The sequence below is a fragment of the Streptomyces sp. NPDC059874 genome, assembly GCF_042731135.1.
In the GTDB taxonomy this organism is placed as follows: domain Bacteria; phylum Actinomycetota; class Actinomycetes; order Streptomycetales; family Streptomycetaceae; genus Streptomyces.
Genome location: NZ_JBHWJY010000033.1, coordinates 30,700 through 44,561, shown reverse-complemented (window position 1 = coordinate 44,561; position 13,862 = coordinate 30,700). Strand labels below are relative to the sequence as shown.

Here is a 13,862-nt window from a genome sequence, read left to right as displayed (position 1 = left end):
CGGGGGGTACCGCCGCGTGCGGGCCCCCCGGGTGGCCGTGGTGGGCTGGCCCGGCCGCTATCGGGGGCCCCCCCACGGGGCGGCTTTCGGCCCCTTGTTGGGGGGGGGCGGGCACCCCGCCGCCCCACCGCCACCCGGCCGGCCCGGCACGGAACCGGGCCACTACCTGGAACGGGTGGGGGAGTTCGACGCGGAGTTCTTCGGGCTCGACCCGCAGGAGGCCGCGCTGACCGACCCCCGGGAGCGCCTGCTGCTGGAGACGGCCTGGGAGGCCTTCGAGGACGGCGGGTGCACCGGCAGCCGGCTCGACGCACTGCGCGCACCGGACGGAACCCCGCGCAACGTCGGGGTGTTCGTCGGCGCGGGAGCGGGCGACTGGCCGCTGCTCGCCGCCGAGGCGGGAGCGGCCTCGCGCGGCGGTCAGTGGGACATCGCCAACGGAGTGTCCCGGGTGCTCGGCCTGACGGGGCCCAGCCAGTGCGTGGACACGGCCGAGGCCTCGGTGCCGACGGCCGTCCACCTCGCGCTCGCGGCCATGGAGCGCGGGGAGTGCGCGGCCGCCCTGGTCGGGGGCGTCCACCTGCTACTGCACCCCTGGAGCCGCCGGCCGGGCGCGGCCGGCGCGGGCGCGGCGGGCGAGGCAGTGGGGGCGCTGCTGTTGAAACCGCTCGACCGGGCCCTCGCCGACGGCGACACCGTGCACGCCGTCGTCCGCGGCAGCGCGGCGGCCCACGCGCGCGACGGGGTGGCGCCCGCGGCGGCCCTGGCCCGGGCCGGGGCCCTGGAGGAGGAACCGGCCCTGCGGGAAACGGCGCCGTGCGCGCGGCCTTCCGTCGGGGGCGGCGGCCCGGCCACCGGACTGGCCCTGCTCACCCGGGCCGTCCTCCAACTGCGTCACGGCGTCCTGGTCCCCGCCCCGGGCCGCGAGGTCGCCGAACCCTGGAACCGCCCCGACCCGTCGGAACCCGCGGTGCCCCGCCGCGCGATCGCGGGCCTGCGCGGCGCCGGCGGAGTGGACGCCCAGGTGGTGCTGGAGGAATACGCGCAGGAGTACGCGGAGCACCACGCGGACCGGGCGTCGTCGCCGGCGCCCCACCGGCACGCCGCGGCCGCGCCGACCCGCGACCGCGTGGCCGGACGCGGGGAGCTGGTGCTGGTGTCCGGACCCACACCGGCCCATGTGCGGGCCACGGCGCAGCGGCTGGGGGAGTGGCTGCGGGCCGGTTACGAGGTGCCCGGCCTCGCGGCGGTGGCCCGCGGCCTGCGGACCGGGCGCGCCGCCATGGACTGCCGGCTCGCGTTCGTCGTGCACGGCGTGGAGGAACTCGTACGGGTCCTGGAGGAGGCGGAACCGTCGTGCGCGGACCTGCGCGACGGGCGCCGGGACCCGATGCGGCTGGGCCAGGCGCCCGAGACCGCCGACTACCTCGCCGGCCTGTGGCACGGCGGCCGGCTCGGGCAGCTCCGCGACCTGTGGCTGGCCGGGGTCGACGTGGACTGGGCCGCGTTGGAGACGGCACCCGGCGCCGGGGCGGTATCGGTCCCGATACCGCCGTCCGCCCTGCTGCGCACCGCCCTGTGGCTGCCGGCGCGGTGAGCGTCACCCGGTGAGCGTCAGCCTCTGGTTCTGTCCCGACGCGGACCTCGCCCCGGCGGTCTCCGCGACCCTCGCCGCCCACTGGCTCGACGAACAGGAGCGGGAGACCGCCTCCCGCTTCCTCTTCGAACGGGACCGGCGCCAGTACCTCGTGGCGCACACCCTGCTGCGCCGGGTGCTGGCCCTGGAGACCGGGATACCCGAGGCGGAGGCCGTCCTACGGCGCTCACCGCACGGCCGGCCCCACCTCCAGCCGCCGCCGGGAGGACTGCCGGGCGGGGGCGACGCGCCGGACTTCAACCTGGCCCGCACGCACGGCCACACCCTCGTCGGCGTGACCCGCGGCCACCGCATCGGCGTGGACCTGGAACACCTCGGCCGGGGTGCGGCGGCCCTGGACGGCATCGTCGAGGGCTTCCCGCGGGCGGAGCGGGACTGGATCGGCGCGGTGCCCGCCGGGCGTCCGCGCATCCGCCGGGCGCTGCGGCTGTGGACGCTCAGGCAGGCGTACGCGAAGGCGTGCGCACCCGACGGCGGGCCGGACCGCGCCCCGTACACCTTCACGCGGTCCGACGAGCGCGGCACGCTCGCCTTCACCGTGGACGGGGAGGGTGGCGACGGCGGGGAGGACCGCTGGCGCTTCCTGGAGTTCGAGCCGGTGCCGGAGATGCTCGCCGCGGTCGCCGTCCGCACCGCACCGCCCGCGGGCGGCCCGCCGGCGGTGCACCTGAGGCGGGGATTCCCCTGGGCGCGGTCGGCGCCACGCGTCCTGCGCCTGACCTGACCCGGGTGCCCCGAGTGACCTGAAACAGACCCCCGTTCCAGGGGAATTCAAGCGCCGTTCGAAGGGCCCGTGGCAATGGGAAATTCGGTGCCGGGCCTTCCGTATACGGCCTTCGCCAGCAACAACTCCCTTCGGGCGTAAGGAAATTGGAAGCCCGCTCGACGGCTGCTCAAGCTTCCGGAGGTTATTCGCGGAGTCCCGCTACCGTGCACGGGTCAAGGCTGGAAATCGAGGGGAACTCGACGAAAGTGACGGAGGAGACCATGCAGATTCAGGTTCTGGGTCCGTTGAGTGCCGAGGTCAACGGGGGCTCGATTGTTCCGACCGCCCGAAAGCCGCGCCAGATCCTGGCACTGCTCGCGCTCTACCCCGGCCGGGTCATGCCCGTACCGACACTCATGGAAGAGATCTGGGGGACGCAGCTGCCGCACAGCGCCCTCACCACCCTCCAGACCTACATACTCCAGCTGCGCCGACGCCTCGGAACCGCCATGGGACCGGGGGCCCCGGGCAATGCCAAAGAGGTGCTCGCCACCCGTCACGGCGGCTACCTCCTGCAGATATCCCCGGAGTCCGTCGACGTCCACGAATACGAGCAGCTGGTGACGCGCGGCCAGGGCGCCTTCGAACAGGGGGACGACGAATCCGCGGCCACGATGCTGCGCCGCGCCCTCGCCCTGTGGCAGGGCAACGCCCTGGTCGACGTACGCGTCGGGCCGATCCTGGAGATCGAGGTGATGCGGCTGGAAGAGAGCCGGCTCGTCACCACCGAGCGGCGCATCGACGCGGACCTGCGCCTCGGCCGGCACACCGAACTCCTCGCCGAACTCAAGGAGCTGATCGCCCGCCACCCCCAGCACGAGGGGCTGCACTCGCAGGCGATGGTGGCCTTCTACCGCTCGGGCCGCCAGGCCACCGCCCTCGACATCTACCGCAGGATGCGGGCCCGGCTGATCGAGGAGCTCGGGGTGGAACCCTCGCCCCAACTCCAGCGGCTGCACCACGCGATGCTCGCGGTCGACCCGGCGCTTGACGTGGTCGCCGGACCGCGGGGAGGCTCGACCTTCAATCTGTACGCGGCCTGAGCGGCCCGACCGACACGGGAAGGGCACGAGGATGGGCGTACGGGTGTGGTGCTTCGCGCACGCGGGGGCCGGGGTCTCGGCCTTCCACCTCTGGCCGAGGCTGATCGGACCGGGCGCCCTGCCCGACGCGTGGCTGCTGCCCGGGCGGGACGCGCGCCGCGGCCAGGCACGGGCGACCGACCGGCCCGGGCTGCTGGCGGACCTCGCCCCGCTGGTGGAATCGCTCGCGCGGGCCCGGGAACCGTACGTGCTGTACGGACACAGCCTCGGCGGCCTGGTCGCCCACGCACTCACCCGGCACCTGCACGACCGCGGACTGCCGCTGCCCGCCCTGCTCGCCGTCGGCGCCGTGCCTCCGCCCGACGGGCCCGCCGCGCTCGCCGCCTCCGCCGACCTGCCCGACACCGCACTGCTCAGACTCCTCGACACCTTCGACGCGGTGCCGGCCGGCACCGCACCCGGTGACCTCTGGCACCGCATGGTCTTCCCCGTCCTGCGCGACGACCTCAGGCTCGCCGGAGCGCTGCGCACCGACGCCATGGATACGGGGGCCGCCGATCCGCTCCCGGTGCCGATCCTGGCGGTCGCGGGACGCGAGGACCCCCTGGTCACGCCCGAGGTCGTGGCGGGCTGGGCCCGCTGGACGACGGGCCCCTTCATCCACCGCACCGTGCCGGGCGGGCACTTCTTCGTACGCGACCGGGCCCTGCCGCGCCTGATCGGGCGGGCCGCGCGGGTCGTGGGGCGGGTGGCGGCGCCGGCGCCCGTGCCCGCCGCGGCCGTGGTGAGGGGTCGGTGAGGCGGGCCGTCGTCACCGGCCTGGGCGTCGTGGCCCCGGGCGGGACCGGGGTGCGGGGCTACTGGGACCTGCTCACCTCCGGGCGCACCGCCACGGGGGCGCTGACCCGCTTCGACCCCTCCGGATTCCGCTCGCAGGTGGCCGCGGAGGCCGAGTTCGACGAACTGGCCCGCGGGCTCAGCCTGACCGAGGCGCTCCGGCTCGACCGCGTGGCGCAGTTCGCGGTGGCCGGGGCGCGGGAGGCACTGGCCGACAGCGGGCTGACCGGGCTGACCGGGGCGGCGGACCCGCTGCGCCGCGGGGTGTGCCTGGGCAGCGCGCTCGGCTGCGCGAGCTCCCTCGACCGGGAGTTCGCCACCGCTGCCGCCACCGCTGCCGCCACCGGCCGTGCCGCGGTCCGCTCGGCGGAGCGGCTGTACGACTACTTCGTGCCCTCCTCCATGGCGGCCGAAGTGGCCCGTACGGTCAGCGCGCAGGGCCCCGTGTCCCTGCTCTCCAGCGGCTGCACCTCGGGCCTGGACGCCATCGGGCACGCCGTCGACCTGATCCGCGACGGCACCGCAGACGTGATGGTCGCCGGGGCGAGCGAGGCGCCGATCTCACCGATGACGCTGGCCTCCTTCGACGCCGTCCGGATCGCCTCGCACCACCGCAACGACGACCCGGCGGGCGCCGCCCGGCCCTTCGACCGCACCCGCGACGGGTTCGTCCTGGGCGAGGGCGCGGCCCTCCTCGTCGTGGAGGAGCTCGAACACGCGCGGCGCCGCGGAGCCCACGTGTACGGCGAGATCGCCGGGTTCGGCTCGCGCAGCAGCGCCTTCCACATGACCGCGCTGCGCGCCGGCGGAGCCGACCTCGCCGAGGCCGTCCGGGCCGCGCTGGACGAGGCACGCTTGGACCCCGGCGCCGTCGACCACGTGGCCGCGCACGGCTCGGGCACCCGCAGCGGCGACGTGCACGAGACGGCGGCGCTCAAGCGCGCCCTGGGCGCCCACGCCCACCGGGTGCCGGTCAGCGCGGTCGCCTCGATGATCGGCTACTCGCTGGGCGCGCTCGGCGCCCTCGCCGTGGCCGCCTGCCTGCTGGCCGTCGAACACGGCGTGGTCCCGCCGACCGCGAACCTGTACGAGCCCGACCCGATCTGCGACCTCGACTACACCCCGGTCACGGCCCGCGAGCAACGCGTCTCGACCGCCCTCACGGTGGGCAGCGGCTTCGGCGGCACGCACAGCGCGCTGGTGGTGACCCGCGTCTGAGCCGGCACGCGATGGGGTACCTCGTCACAGGTCACCACCTACCGGGTCGCGGGCCGGACGGCGGCTGTGGACTTTGGCCTCGCCGGTGTGGGGTGCGGTGACGACGGAGTGGTCCGGGACGGTGCGGATGGCGAGGGTGACGCCGCTGTTGATCCGGGTGTGGCGGCCGATGGCGACGCCGGGGCCGAGGCTGATGTTGTTGCCGGTCTGGGTATGGTCGCCGATGAGCGCGCCGAACTGGGGGGGTGCCCCTATGTCTTTGGTCAAGCTGGTCAGGTGTGAGTTCGGGGCGTCTGGAACGATGTGTCCGTGCATGCTGATGATCAGGTTGGTGAGGGTGTCCCCGCGGAGCTCGCGGTGTTCCTGCAGGGTGCGGTTGACGGACGCCCGGTGAAGATCGGTGCTTCCGTGTGTGAGTGCGGTGGCCGGGTGTTTTTCGTGCTGGTCAATGCGTCCGGAGCGGAACGGGAGTGCTCTGTCTGCGGCAGCCGTGCGTTCATCGCGGATAGCGAGGAGTACTGGAACGAGGAGTCCTGGGAGGACGACGAGCCCGGTGCGGCCGGCTGCCCCTGCGGGAGCGAGGAATTCGAGGCCGCGGTCGCGTTCTCACTCGGCGACGACGGATCGGTCCGCTGGGTAACCGTGGGCTTGCGGTGCATCAAGGATGGATTCTGTGGGGTCTATGCCGACTGGAAGATCGACTACGGTCCCACGGATCACCTCCTGACCATGGTTTAGGTCTGCGGAGCGACCGTCCGAACAGGCTGTGGTTCGTAGAAGGTTCCGTCCCGGAGCATCGCGAAGAGGACATCTGCCCGGCGTCGTGCGAGGCAGAGCAGGGCTTGCGTGTGGTGCTTTCCCTGAGCGATCTTCTTGTCGTAGTAGGCCCGCGATTCCGGGTCCCCCAAGGCCGCGAACGCGGAGAGGAAGAAAGCCCGTTTGAGCTGCTTGTTTCCTCGTCTGGAGGGCTGTTCGCCGCGGATCGACGACCCCGAGCTGCGGGTCGCGGGGGCGAGTCCGGCGTAGGCGGCGAGGTGGCCTGCGGTCGGGAAGGTGCTGCCGTCACCGACCTCGATCAGGATCCTGGCTCCGGTCCTGACGCCGACTCCCGGCATGGACGTCAGGACCTTCGAAAGAGGGTGAGCCTCCAGGAGTTCCTCGATCCTCGTGGCCAGCAGTTTCCGCTGGTCAAGCACGGCCGTCAGCGAGCCGGCCAGGCTCGGGACGATCAGCGCTGCCGCCTCGGTCCCCGGAACGGTGACGGTCTGTTCGTCCAGAGCGGTGAAGATGTCCTCGACCAGCCGCTCGGCCATCCTCGGGGCCTTCGGCCGTAACAGCGTGACCAGCCGTCGCCGCCCGGCCTTGCGGATCTGGGCCGGAGAACCGAACCGCTCCAGCAAGACCAAGACGGCCGGGTGATGCAATCGCGGCCCCAGCACCCGTTCCAGCGACGGATGGATCTGGGTCAGCAGGCCGTGGAGCCGGTTCGCGACCCTGGTGGCCTCGCCGGCCAGGTCGTCGTCGAAGCCGACGATCATCTCCAGCTCGGCGATGGTCTCGTCCTCGCCGTCGATCGCCCGCAGCGTGTGGGGCATCGCCCGGGCCGCGTCCGCGATGATGAACGCGTCTTTCGCATCCGTCTTGGCCTCGCCCGGGTAGAGGTCGGCGATCCGTCGCATCGTCAGCCCCGGCAGGTAGGCGACCGGGCAACCCATATCGCGGGCGACCGCCAGGGGCAGGGCTCCGATCGAGGCCGGCTGGTCGACCACGACCAGCACCGTCCCGTGCTTGGCCTGGAGTTTCGCGAAGAGCTCGCGGAGCTTGGGCTCCGTGTTGGGCAGCCGCTTGTTGAATGCCTTCTTCCCGGCCGGGGTGACGGCGGTGGCGTGGTGTTCGCCCTTGCCGACGTCCAGGCCGAGGAAGACGTCGATGTCGCTGGTGTCGATCACGTGCAGGCCCCTCCGCTCACGTTCTCGTCCGGCCTTGCCTCGGCACCGAGCTGCCACATCCACGTTACGGAGAGCTCTTCCGGCTCGGGTAGGCCGGTGCTCAAGCCCCTCATCAGCGGTCCGTCGATACCTCCGGACCCGGTGACACCACCCCCCGGATCATCAAGAACAGGAGGGGGAAGTCATGCCGGACCCGAAGGCCGGAGGCCCCATTGCGGAGCCACGAAAAAGGTAACGGGGGGGGCGGATGACGACCTCGCGTTCCGGGTTGCGTATGTCGTCGCACATGTTGATCGCGGCGACCGTCACCCCGGCGGACAGGTGCGCGCCGGTGCCGACGATCGTGCGGTTGATGCCGATGCGGTGGCCGAGGACCGCGCCCGCGCCGACTGCTCGGCCTGCGGCGGCGGTTGGCCGGACTCGGCGCGGACGCGGCGATCGTGGGGATGCTGGACGCGGCGATGGACGCCGACCGGATCATCAGCGCCACCCTCGGCGGCACCGGCGGGCCGCACCCCCTTGCGGAGTGGGTGCACACCCGGGACACCGCGCACATGCTCGCCTGGGCCCTGACCGGGACCCGGCCGCCCTCTCTCGCCGGGATCCCCTCTGCCCGACGCAGAGGTCCGGCGGCAGCGTCTCCGGCCCTCCCCGTGCGGGACCGGGCCGTGTTCTTCGAGCGCCTGCGGACCACGGTCGAAGCGGCCCCTCGTGCCGATGCCCAGGGGGTTCTCCTCCACCGCCAGGCCCTGTACCTGACCTCGTACGACAAGACTCCGGCGGCGGCGGCCTGGACGGCGCAGGCCCTCCACGCCCGGCGGGGACTCCTCGCCCGGCGCGGGTGGACACCGCAGTGGGCGGAGGCCCGGTCGACGGCCACCGCCCTGGCCCGGCTCGGCGACCCGGTGCCCCTGCTCGACTTCATCGAGCGGGCGATGGTGGACGACGACGCGGGCGAGGCCGCGAACCTGAACTACTGGGCGTACTGGCTGGGCGGCACTCCGCTGCCGCAGTCCGACGACCTGTTCATGCGCGACCGGCAGCTGACCGGCTGGGACCCCGTCACGCTGCTGCGCGGGCTGACGTACGGAATGCACCATGCCCCCGGGTACGTCGACCTCTACGCGCACACCATGTGGGCCCTGCTGACGGCCCATCCGTGGCTCTCGCAGGCATCTGGCGTGCTGGCGCGCGACCTGGCAGAGCGTACGGAGCGCCTGTTGGACGGGGGCGGCATCTCGGAAAGAGCCCGCCGTGAACTGAGCACCGTGAACTACGTTCTACGTGATCGAACCTGAAACCGGAGGTCACCACATGGCAGCAGACTCAGCAGACGAGACGGCGAACGCACAGGGAACCGCCGGATTCCTCTTTGAGATGGGCGTGCTCAAGAATGCCAAGCGGACCGGCTGGTGGTTCACCGGGAACAACAACCCCGAGTCGATCGCGGAACACTCGTTCCGCGTCGGCATCGTCGGCGCCGTGATGGAGGGCGTGGACCCCGCCAAGGTGGCCCTGATGTGCCTGTTCCACGACACGCAGGAGACCCGGATCGGGGACATCCCCCACATCGGGCGCCGCTACATCGACGCGGCGACCAACGAGACCGTCACCGCAGACCAGGTCTCCGCCGCGCACCCGGCGGTGAAGGCCGGGGTACAGCGGGTCGTCAGCGAGTACGAGAACGGTGACACCCCCGAGGCGATCGTGGCCAAGGACGCCGACAAGCTGGAGTGCCTGGTGCAGGCGGTGGAGTACCGCGCCCAGGGCTACAGCCTGGTGCAGGACTGGATCGACACCTCGCTCAGCAGCCTCAAGACAGCCTCTGCGCAGGCCCTCGCCGAGGCCGCGCTGACCATGTCCCCACTGGAATGGCGCAAGACGTTCCTGGGAGAGTGACCGTACGGGCCCAGCCCCGTCAGGCGTTGTGAACACGAGCCACAGAAAGCCGGCCCAGACGATGCCCGCCATGCGGACTCCGGTAGCAATGTGGGCATCAGCCAGCCCCGGTATCAGCCACGCTGACTGGTTTTGCTGGTCCTCCCGCGCCGACACGGAGAGTACTGGTGCTCGCTGGGCGGTGGAACCACCTGGGAGCGCTGTCGTGAAGCGACAGGGCGAGCAGCAACAGCCCTCCCACCAAGGGACGTAGCCCCAGTCGGCGTGCGGGCTCCGGGTGTTGGTGTTCCTGATGGCGGACATAGAGGACGCAGCCCCCGAGAGGCTTTGACCTGCGGAAACTGGATAAGGATGGGCATCCTGGGATGCCCATATCGGCACCCTGGGATGCCATTACGTGGCGTGTGTGGTCATGTCATTGGTGGTCGGTGAAGGAACCGCAGGATTCGTTCAGTTACCACTGACGACATGACACCTGCGGTAATGTCTAAGGGGATTCGGATCACACAAGTCGGGGGTCGGAAGTTGCCAGGGAATCCGCGCAGCACCCGCCGGGAGCTGGTCAACAGGCAGACCGGTGAACTGCACGAGCTGTGGGAAGACGAGCCTTCGCGCCGCTCGTACAACCTCGGTGGCCGGTTCGGGCAGTTCTCCTTCGCCCGGATCATGGCCATGCTGAGCAAGGACTCCGGTCTGACCGGCGACGACTTCCGGGTGTTCTTCTACTGCGCAATCCAGACGTACGAGCAGGGCGGAGCCACGGCTGTCGAGGCTGCCGCGTACCTTGGGCTGACGCCTCAGGGAACGAGGAGGATCGCGAAGAAGCTGGCCGAGAACAAGATCTTCCTCGTCGCCGAGACCGTGGGTCGCACGATCAAGTACCGGGCCAGCCCCCACATCGTGTCCAGCCTCACCGGCGAAGAACAGTCGGAAGTAGCGGCCGCCTACCACTTGCCTACTCTCCCGGGGAGACCCGACGCAGCACCGAAGGACGAACGCCATGTCACGCCAAAGCCCGTACCCCGAGCTCGAAGCTCTGCGTCTGCGGATAAGCGGACTGTCGCACCTGAAGCAGAACTTGCTGATGACGTACGCGATCTTCGGCGGGATGGACCGCGCCGTGGAAATGACGGCCGCCGAACTGGCTGAGATCGTCGGCGTTCCCGCCTCGCACTTCTCCCGGAGCCGACGGGAGCTGGAGGCGGAGGGGTGGCTGGAGTTCACGCACAAGGAGGGCCAGGTGAAGTTCTTCCGTCTGGGCGCGAAGGCCACCGGCCGGCGCGTGGTCGTTCCTCTGCGGCGGGTAAGTGGCTGACGTTTGAGACGACCCCCTCAAGGGGGATGACCGCGGTGGTTCAGCCTTCGTGGTCGTCGTGGTCGTGCAGGCGTTGGTCGAGGTCGGTGACCCAGTTCTGGGCCCAGGCCCGCAATTCGGCCGTGTCCGTCTCGGTCAGGCCGTACGCGGCGAACTCCTCGTCGTCGGCCCAGTCCGCTCCGGCGAGGCGGTCGCGGAGGTCGGAGAGGCGGAACTCGTCGCGGCCGTGGCGTTCGCCGAGCCGTTCGAGCTCGTTGGTGGTGCGGTGTGCGGCGGCGGCATGGACGTCGATGAGGTCGCGTACGGCGCCACGGTTGGCGAGGGCGCGGACCTTGGTGCCGATCACCGAGTCGAGGGCGAGTACCGGGCCGTACTCGGTCTGGGCCGGGGGAGCCCAGAAGTGCTCCTTGAGGACGTCGACCTCGCAGTCCTCGCCGGTTTCCGGGTCGGTGACCATGAGGCGGGCGGAGAGCGCGTCGACGTCGATGACCCGCACCCGCCATCCGCGCGCCGCCAACTCGCGGCGAGCACTGGTGGCTGCCGGGTGGTGGACCCGCCTGGGAGCGCTGTCGGGAGCGACGGGGCGAGCAGCGAACGCCCGCCGGGGTGTAGCCCCGGCGGGCGTTCGGGGCCCGGGACCCCGCGAACCCCAGCCCACGACGGAGCGAGGGTGGCTGCTTTGTTGCCGGTCTGGGTGTGGTCGCCGATGAGGGCGCCGAACTGGGGGATGTCGCACCGGTAGAGGCCGGTGCCGGTGCGGATGACGACCTGACGGTCCGGGACTCGACGCCCCTGCGAGCGATGTGGTGACGGATTCCCCGACCGCGGAGCCATCGGCGCAGGTAGTCGTAGTCGTATCCCTTGTCGGCGTGAGTTTCGCTGGCCTTCGGCGCCGGGGGCTGCGGCGGGACCGGATGGGTGGGATGCCGCGCATGAGCGGTTTCAGGACCTGACTGTCGTGCATGTTCGCAAGGTGCCCTTGCCCCTTGTCGGCGTGAAGTCGCTGGGCGTTGCCGGCGCGGTACGCGGATCGGCGGGATCCCCTTCGCCAGTGGGATCAGGGCCTGGCTGTCGTGCAGGTTGGCGCCGGAGATGCCCCGCGACAGGGGCAGACCAGTGCGCTGGGTTACGAGATGACATCCCGCCCGTCAGTTCCCCCCTTTCAGCGCCCGCATGTTCACCGAGTCGATCGCACAGCGCGACCAGTCGAGCTCGCCGTGCGAGCCGAGTTCGTCCAGGATCAGCCGGTGCAGTTTGGCCCACGCGCGCGCCGCGCTCCACTCGGTGAAGCGGCGGTGCGCGGTCGGCCCGGACGGACCGAACACCGGCGGCAGCTGCTTCCAGGTACAGCCCGAGGCCACATAGATGATCGCCGCGAGCACGGCGCGGTCCCCGTACCAGCGACGCCCGCCACCCTGCGGCCGCGTCGGTGCAGGCGGCACCACCTGTAGGAACAACGCCCACAACTCGTCCGGCACCAGCCGCTCCACCGGATCCATGCCCCGGAGCGTATCGGCGATCACGCCAAATGACTCCAGCTCTAAAGGGGCAACCCTCGCGCCCTTCCAGTCTCGGAACACCGCTCCAGTTCCTTGAGCGCACAGCTGTATCCGGACGGAGCCAGTGGGGTAGGCAGCCGGCGCCCAGCGGACCCTCGGTTCGCCTCAGGTGTTGGGTCGAGCGCGCCGGGTCGGGGGTCATGAACATGACTGAAAAATCGCCATCGGACCCGCACAGCCGCCCTCACGGCTGGGCGAGTTGGTCCGCGAAGGCACGAGAAGGAGCACCCGGCCCGCCCGGAGCTCCTCCGCGCTCTGGGCGGCGACGAGACTCTTCCCGGACCCGGTGTCGTGATCATCTGAGTCCTCAGCCCGGGTGGAGAGACGGCTGATCTTGCAGGCAACTCCAGGGCACGCAGTACCGCGTCCACGGCTTCTCGCTGGTGTGCACGGAGTTCGTTGACTGCCATTCCGATCTCAGTTCTCCCTGCGGGTCGCGCGGCAGGACTCGCACGGCCGGAATCGCGAAGCCTGCACGTAGACAGCGTGATTGCGCGTTTGCAGGCCCTTCGTGGTCTGGGCGTGAGTGTTGGAAGTGTTCCGGGCCCGGCTGTCTGCGGCAGTCCCGGGGTCAGCGGGAACCGCCACGTTGGCGCCGGATCAGGAGATAGGTCGCCGCTCCTGCGGCTGCGAGGACGGCGCCGCCGATCAGCCAGGAGGTTGACTGTCCAGGCTCGCTCGCCTGGGGCGGGGCGGGGTCGTGGCAATCCGGTGCGGCTGGGGTCACGCGGTAACGGGCCCAGATCTTCGCGGGTTTGCGCTGCTCGTTCCAGTGCACGGTGTAGAGACCGGGCTTCGCGTCGCATCGGATCTGGACGGTGGCGGACGCCAATTTCGCGCCGTGCATCACTACCGGCCGCGTGAACGCCGGGGATGACAGAGTGACTTCCCCGTCGTTCGCCATCGCCAGCCCGTCCGTGGCTTTCAGCTGCCCCCCAGCCTGTATGGAGCGCACGTCCCAGGGCGAGGCCGGCCAGACACCGTCATCAGGCCAGTGCTCCTCCTGCGACACCGGTGGTAGTTCGGCCACCCGCCGTGCGCAGTCCGCCTGCTCCGCCTCGTCGGCTGGCGACACTCGGACGCTTCCCCACAATGTGTCGATCTTGGGCATGTTTTCGTCGCCGACGGGCGGGGCGAACCGCACCTCGTAGGAACCGGGGGCGGATGAGCACGAGACCGTCACCACTGCCACGAGGAGGCTGTCGTCCCTCCGCAAAGTGCCGTCGGCGGCAAAGGCCGGCGAGGTCACCCGTACGCCGTTGAACGCGTCCCCGGAAACCTTGGCCTTGGCTGTGACGGTGATCCGTTCACCGGGCCGGACGGGCAGCTCCGCACCGCTGGGTAGCGGTCGGGGCGGATCCACGGGAGGCGCCGCTAAGGCCACTCCCGTTGCGCCTGACAGCAGTAGCGTCAGCACGGTTGCTGCGACGGCCCTCGTCCCGTTCGTGGCCATAAAGCCTCGCTTCATCTCCGTTGACGATCTTTCAGATCGCTGCATACCCTGCCCCCTTATCGAACTGACGCACGATTATGTCTGCCGTGATGCGTCCTCACCTTCTCCAGGAAGTCAGTGCCTTGAGATCCAAATGGTTGACCATATTCGCTCTCAGCGTTGCCAC

The 13,862-nt window shown here is 71.1% G+C and carries 12 protein-coding genes and 3 pseudogenes; 9 read left to right on the top strand and 6 right to left on the bottom strand.

Annotated elements, in window-relative coordinates:
* Window positions 1-16: 16 nt before the first annotated feature.
* The 5 genes from ACFV9H_RS20220 to ACFV9H_RS20200 all read left to right on the top strand — a co-directional run bounded on the left by ACFV9H_RS20220 (window position 17) and on the right by ACFV9H_RS20200 (window position 5,521).
* The gene (locus tag ACFV9H_RS20220) at window positions 17-1,597 is read left to right on the top strand and encodes a beta-ketoacyl synthase N-terminal-like domain-containing protein (protein WP_385400046.1); all 1,581 of its coding nucleotides are present in this window, start codon (window positions 17-19) and stop codon (window positions 1,595-1,597) included.
* 10 nt (window positions 1,598-1,607) lie between these two features.
* Window positions 1,608-2,381, top strand: coding sequence for a 4'-phosphopantetheinyl transferase family protein (locus tag ACFV9H_RS20215; RefSeq protein WP_385399943.1), 774 nt, complete (start codon window positions 1,608-1,610; stop codon window positions 2,379-2,381).
* A gap of 263 nt (window positions 2,382-2,644) precedes the next feature.
* A complete protein-coding gene (locus tag ACFV9H_RS20210) occupies window positions 2,645-3,466 on the top strand; it encodes a BTAD domain-containing putative transcriptional regulator (RefSeq protein WP_385399939.1) in 822 nt (273 codons plus the stop codon).
* A 31-nt stretch (window positions 3,467-3,497) separates the two neighbouring features.
* Window positions 3,498-4,265: a thioesterase II family protein gene (locus ACFV9H_RS20205; protein ID WP_385399936.1), complete on the top strand. Its 768-nt coding sequence runs from the start codon at window positions 3,498-3,500 to the stop codon at window positions 4,263-4,265.
* Entirely contained in the window at window positions 4,262-5,521 is a 1,260-nt protein-coding gene (locus ACFV9H_RS20200; RefSeq protein WP_385399933.1) for a beta-ketoacyl-[acyl-carrier-protein] synthase family protein, read from the top strand. Before ACFV9H_RS20205 ends, ACFV9H_RS20200 begins: the two co-directional genes overlap by 4 nt.
* Before the next feature lie 24 nt (window positions 5,522-5,545).
* Here the strand turns inward: ACFV9H_RS20200 and ACFV9H_RS20195 are convergent, their stop codons facing one another.
* A complete protein-coding gene (locus tag ACFV9H_RS20195) occupies window positions 5,546-5,788 on the bottom strand; it encodes a hypothetical protein (protein WP_385399930.1) in 243 nt (80 codons plus the stop codon).
* A gap of 42 nt (window positions 5,789-5,830) precedes the next feature.
* Here ACFV9H_RS20195 and ACFV9H_RS20190 point away from each other — a divergent pair, with 42 nt between their 5' ends.
* On the top strand, window positions 5,831-6,259 hold the full coding sequence (locus ACFV9H_RS20190) for a hypothetical protein (RefSeq protein ID WP_385399928.1): 429 nt from the start codon (window positions 5,831-5,833) through the stop codon (window positions 6,257-6,259).
* Here the strand turns inward: ACFV9H_RS20190 and ACFV9H_RS20185 are convergent.
* Entirely contained in the window at window positions 6,256-7,470 is a 1,215-nt protein-coding gene (locus ACFV9H_RS20185; RefSeq protein WP_385399925.1) for an IS110 family transposase, read from the bottom strand. The genes ACFV9H_RS20190 and ACFV9H_RS20185 overlap by 4 nt on opposite strands.
* A gap of 410 nt (window positions 7,471-7,880) precedes the next feature.
* On the opposite strand from ACFV9H_RS20185, the gene ACFV9H_RS20180 reads away from it, so the two are divergent.
* From ACFV9H_RS20180 to ACFV9H_RS20170, 3 genes are all read left to right on the top strand, one after another.
* Window positions 7,881-8,768, top strand: a complete 888-nt coding sequence (locus ACFV9H_RS20180) for an XRE family transcriptional regulator (protein ID WP_385399924.1) — start codon at window positions 7,881-7,883, stop codon at window positions 8,766-8,768.
* Between the two features lie 16 nt (window positions 8,769-8,784).
* The gene (locus ACFV9H_RS20175; protein WP_385399921.1) at window positions 8,785-9,369 is read left to right on the top strand and encodes an HD family hydrolase; all 585 of its coding nucleotides are present in this window, start codon (window positions 8,785-8,787) and stop codon (window positions 9,367-9,369) included.
* Between the two features lie 1,000 nt (window positions 9,370-10,369).
* Entirely contained in the window at window positions 10,370-10,684 is a 315-nt protein-coding gene (locus tag ACFV9H_RS20170; protein WP_385399919.1) for a hypothetical protein, read from the top strand.
* Between the two features lie 40 nt (window positions 10,685-10,724).
* On the opposite strand, the pseudogene ACFV9H_RS20165 reads toward ACFV9H_RS20170, so the two are convergent.
* The 4 genes and pseudogenes from ACFV9H_RS20165 to ACFV9H_RS20150 form a co-directional block, all read right to left on the bottom strand.
* Window positions 10,725-11,201: pseudogene (locus tag ACFV9H_RS20165) on the bottom strand (nucleotidyl transferase AbiEii/AbiGii toxin family protein); the annotation flags it as partial.
* A 259-nt stretch (window positions 11,202-11,460) separates the two neighbouring features.
* Window positions 11,461-11,559, bottom strand: a pseudogene (locus ACFV9H_RS20160) (IS5/IS1182 family transposase); the annotation flags it as partial.
* A gap of 129 nt (window positions 11,560-11,688) precedes the next feature.
* Window positions 11,689-12,183 (bottom strand): annotated as a pseudogene (locus ACFV9H_RS20155) (transposase); the annotation flags it as partial.
* A 631-nt stretch (window positions 12,184-12,814) separates the two neighbouring features.
* On the bottom strand, window positions 12,815-13,606 hold the full coding sequence (locus ACFV9H_RS20150; protein ID WP_385399916.1) for a hypothetical protein: 792 nt from the start codon (window positions 13,604-13,606) through the stop codon (window positions 12,815-12,817).
* Window positions 13,607-13,862: the final 256 nt, after the last annotated feature.

Excerpts from the sequence above, each read along its gene's own strand:
- ACFV9H_RS20210 (WP_385399939.1), top strand. The coding sequence starts at position 2,645 with ATGCAGATTCAGGTTCTGGGTCCGTTGAGTGCCGAGGTCAACGGGGGC.
- ACFV9H_RS20205 (WP_385399936.1), top strand. The coding sequence starts at position 3,498 with ATGGGCGTACGGGTGTGGTGCTTCGCGCACGCGGGGGCCGGGGTCTCG.
- ACFV9H_RS20175 (WP_385399921.1), top strand. The coding sequence starts at position 8,785 with ATGGCAGCAGACTCAGCAGACGAGACGGCGAACGCACAGGGAACCGCC.
- ACFV9H_RS20170 (WP_385399919.1), top strand. The coding sequence starts at position 10,370 with ATGTCACGCCAAAGCCCGTACCCCGAGCTCGAAGCTCTGCGTCTGCGG.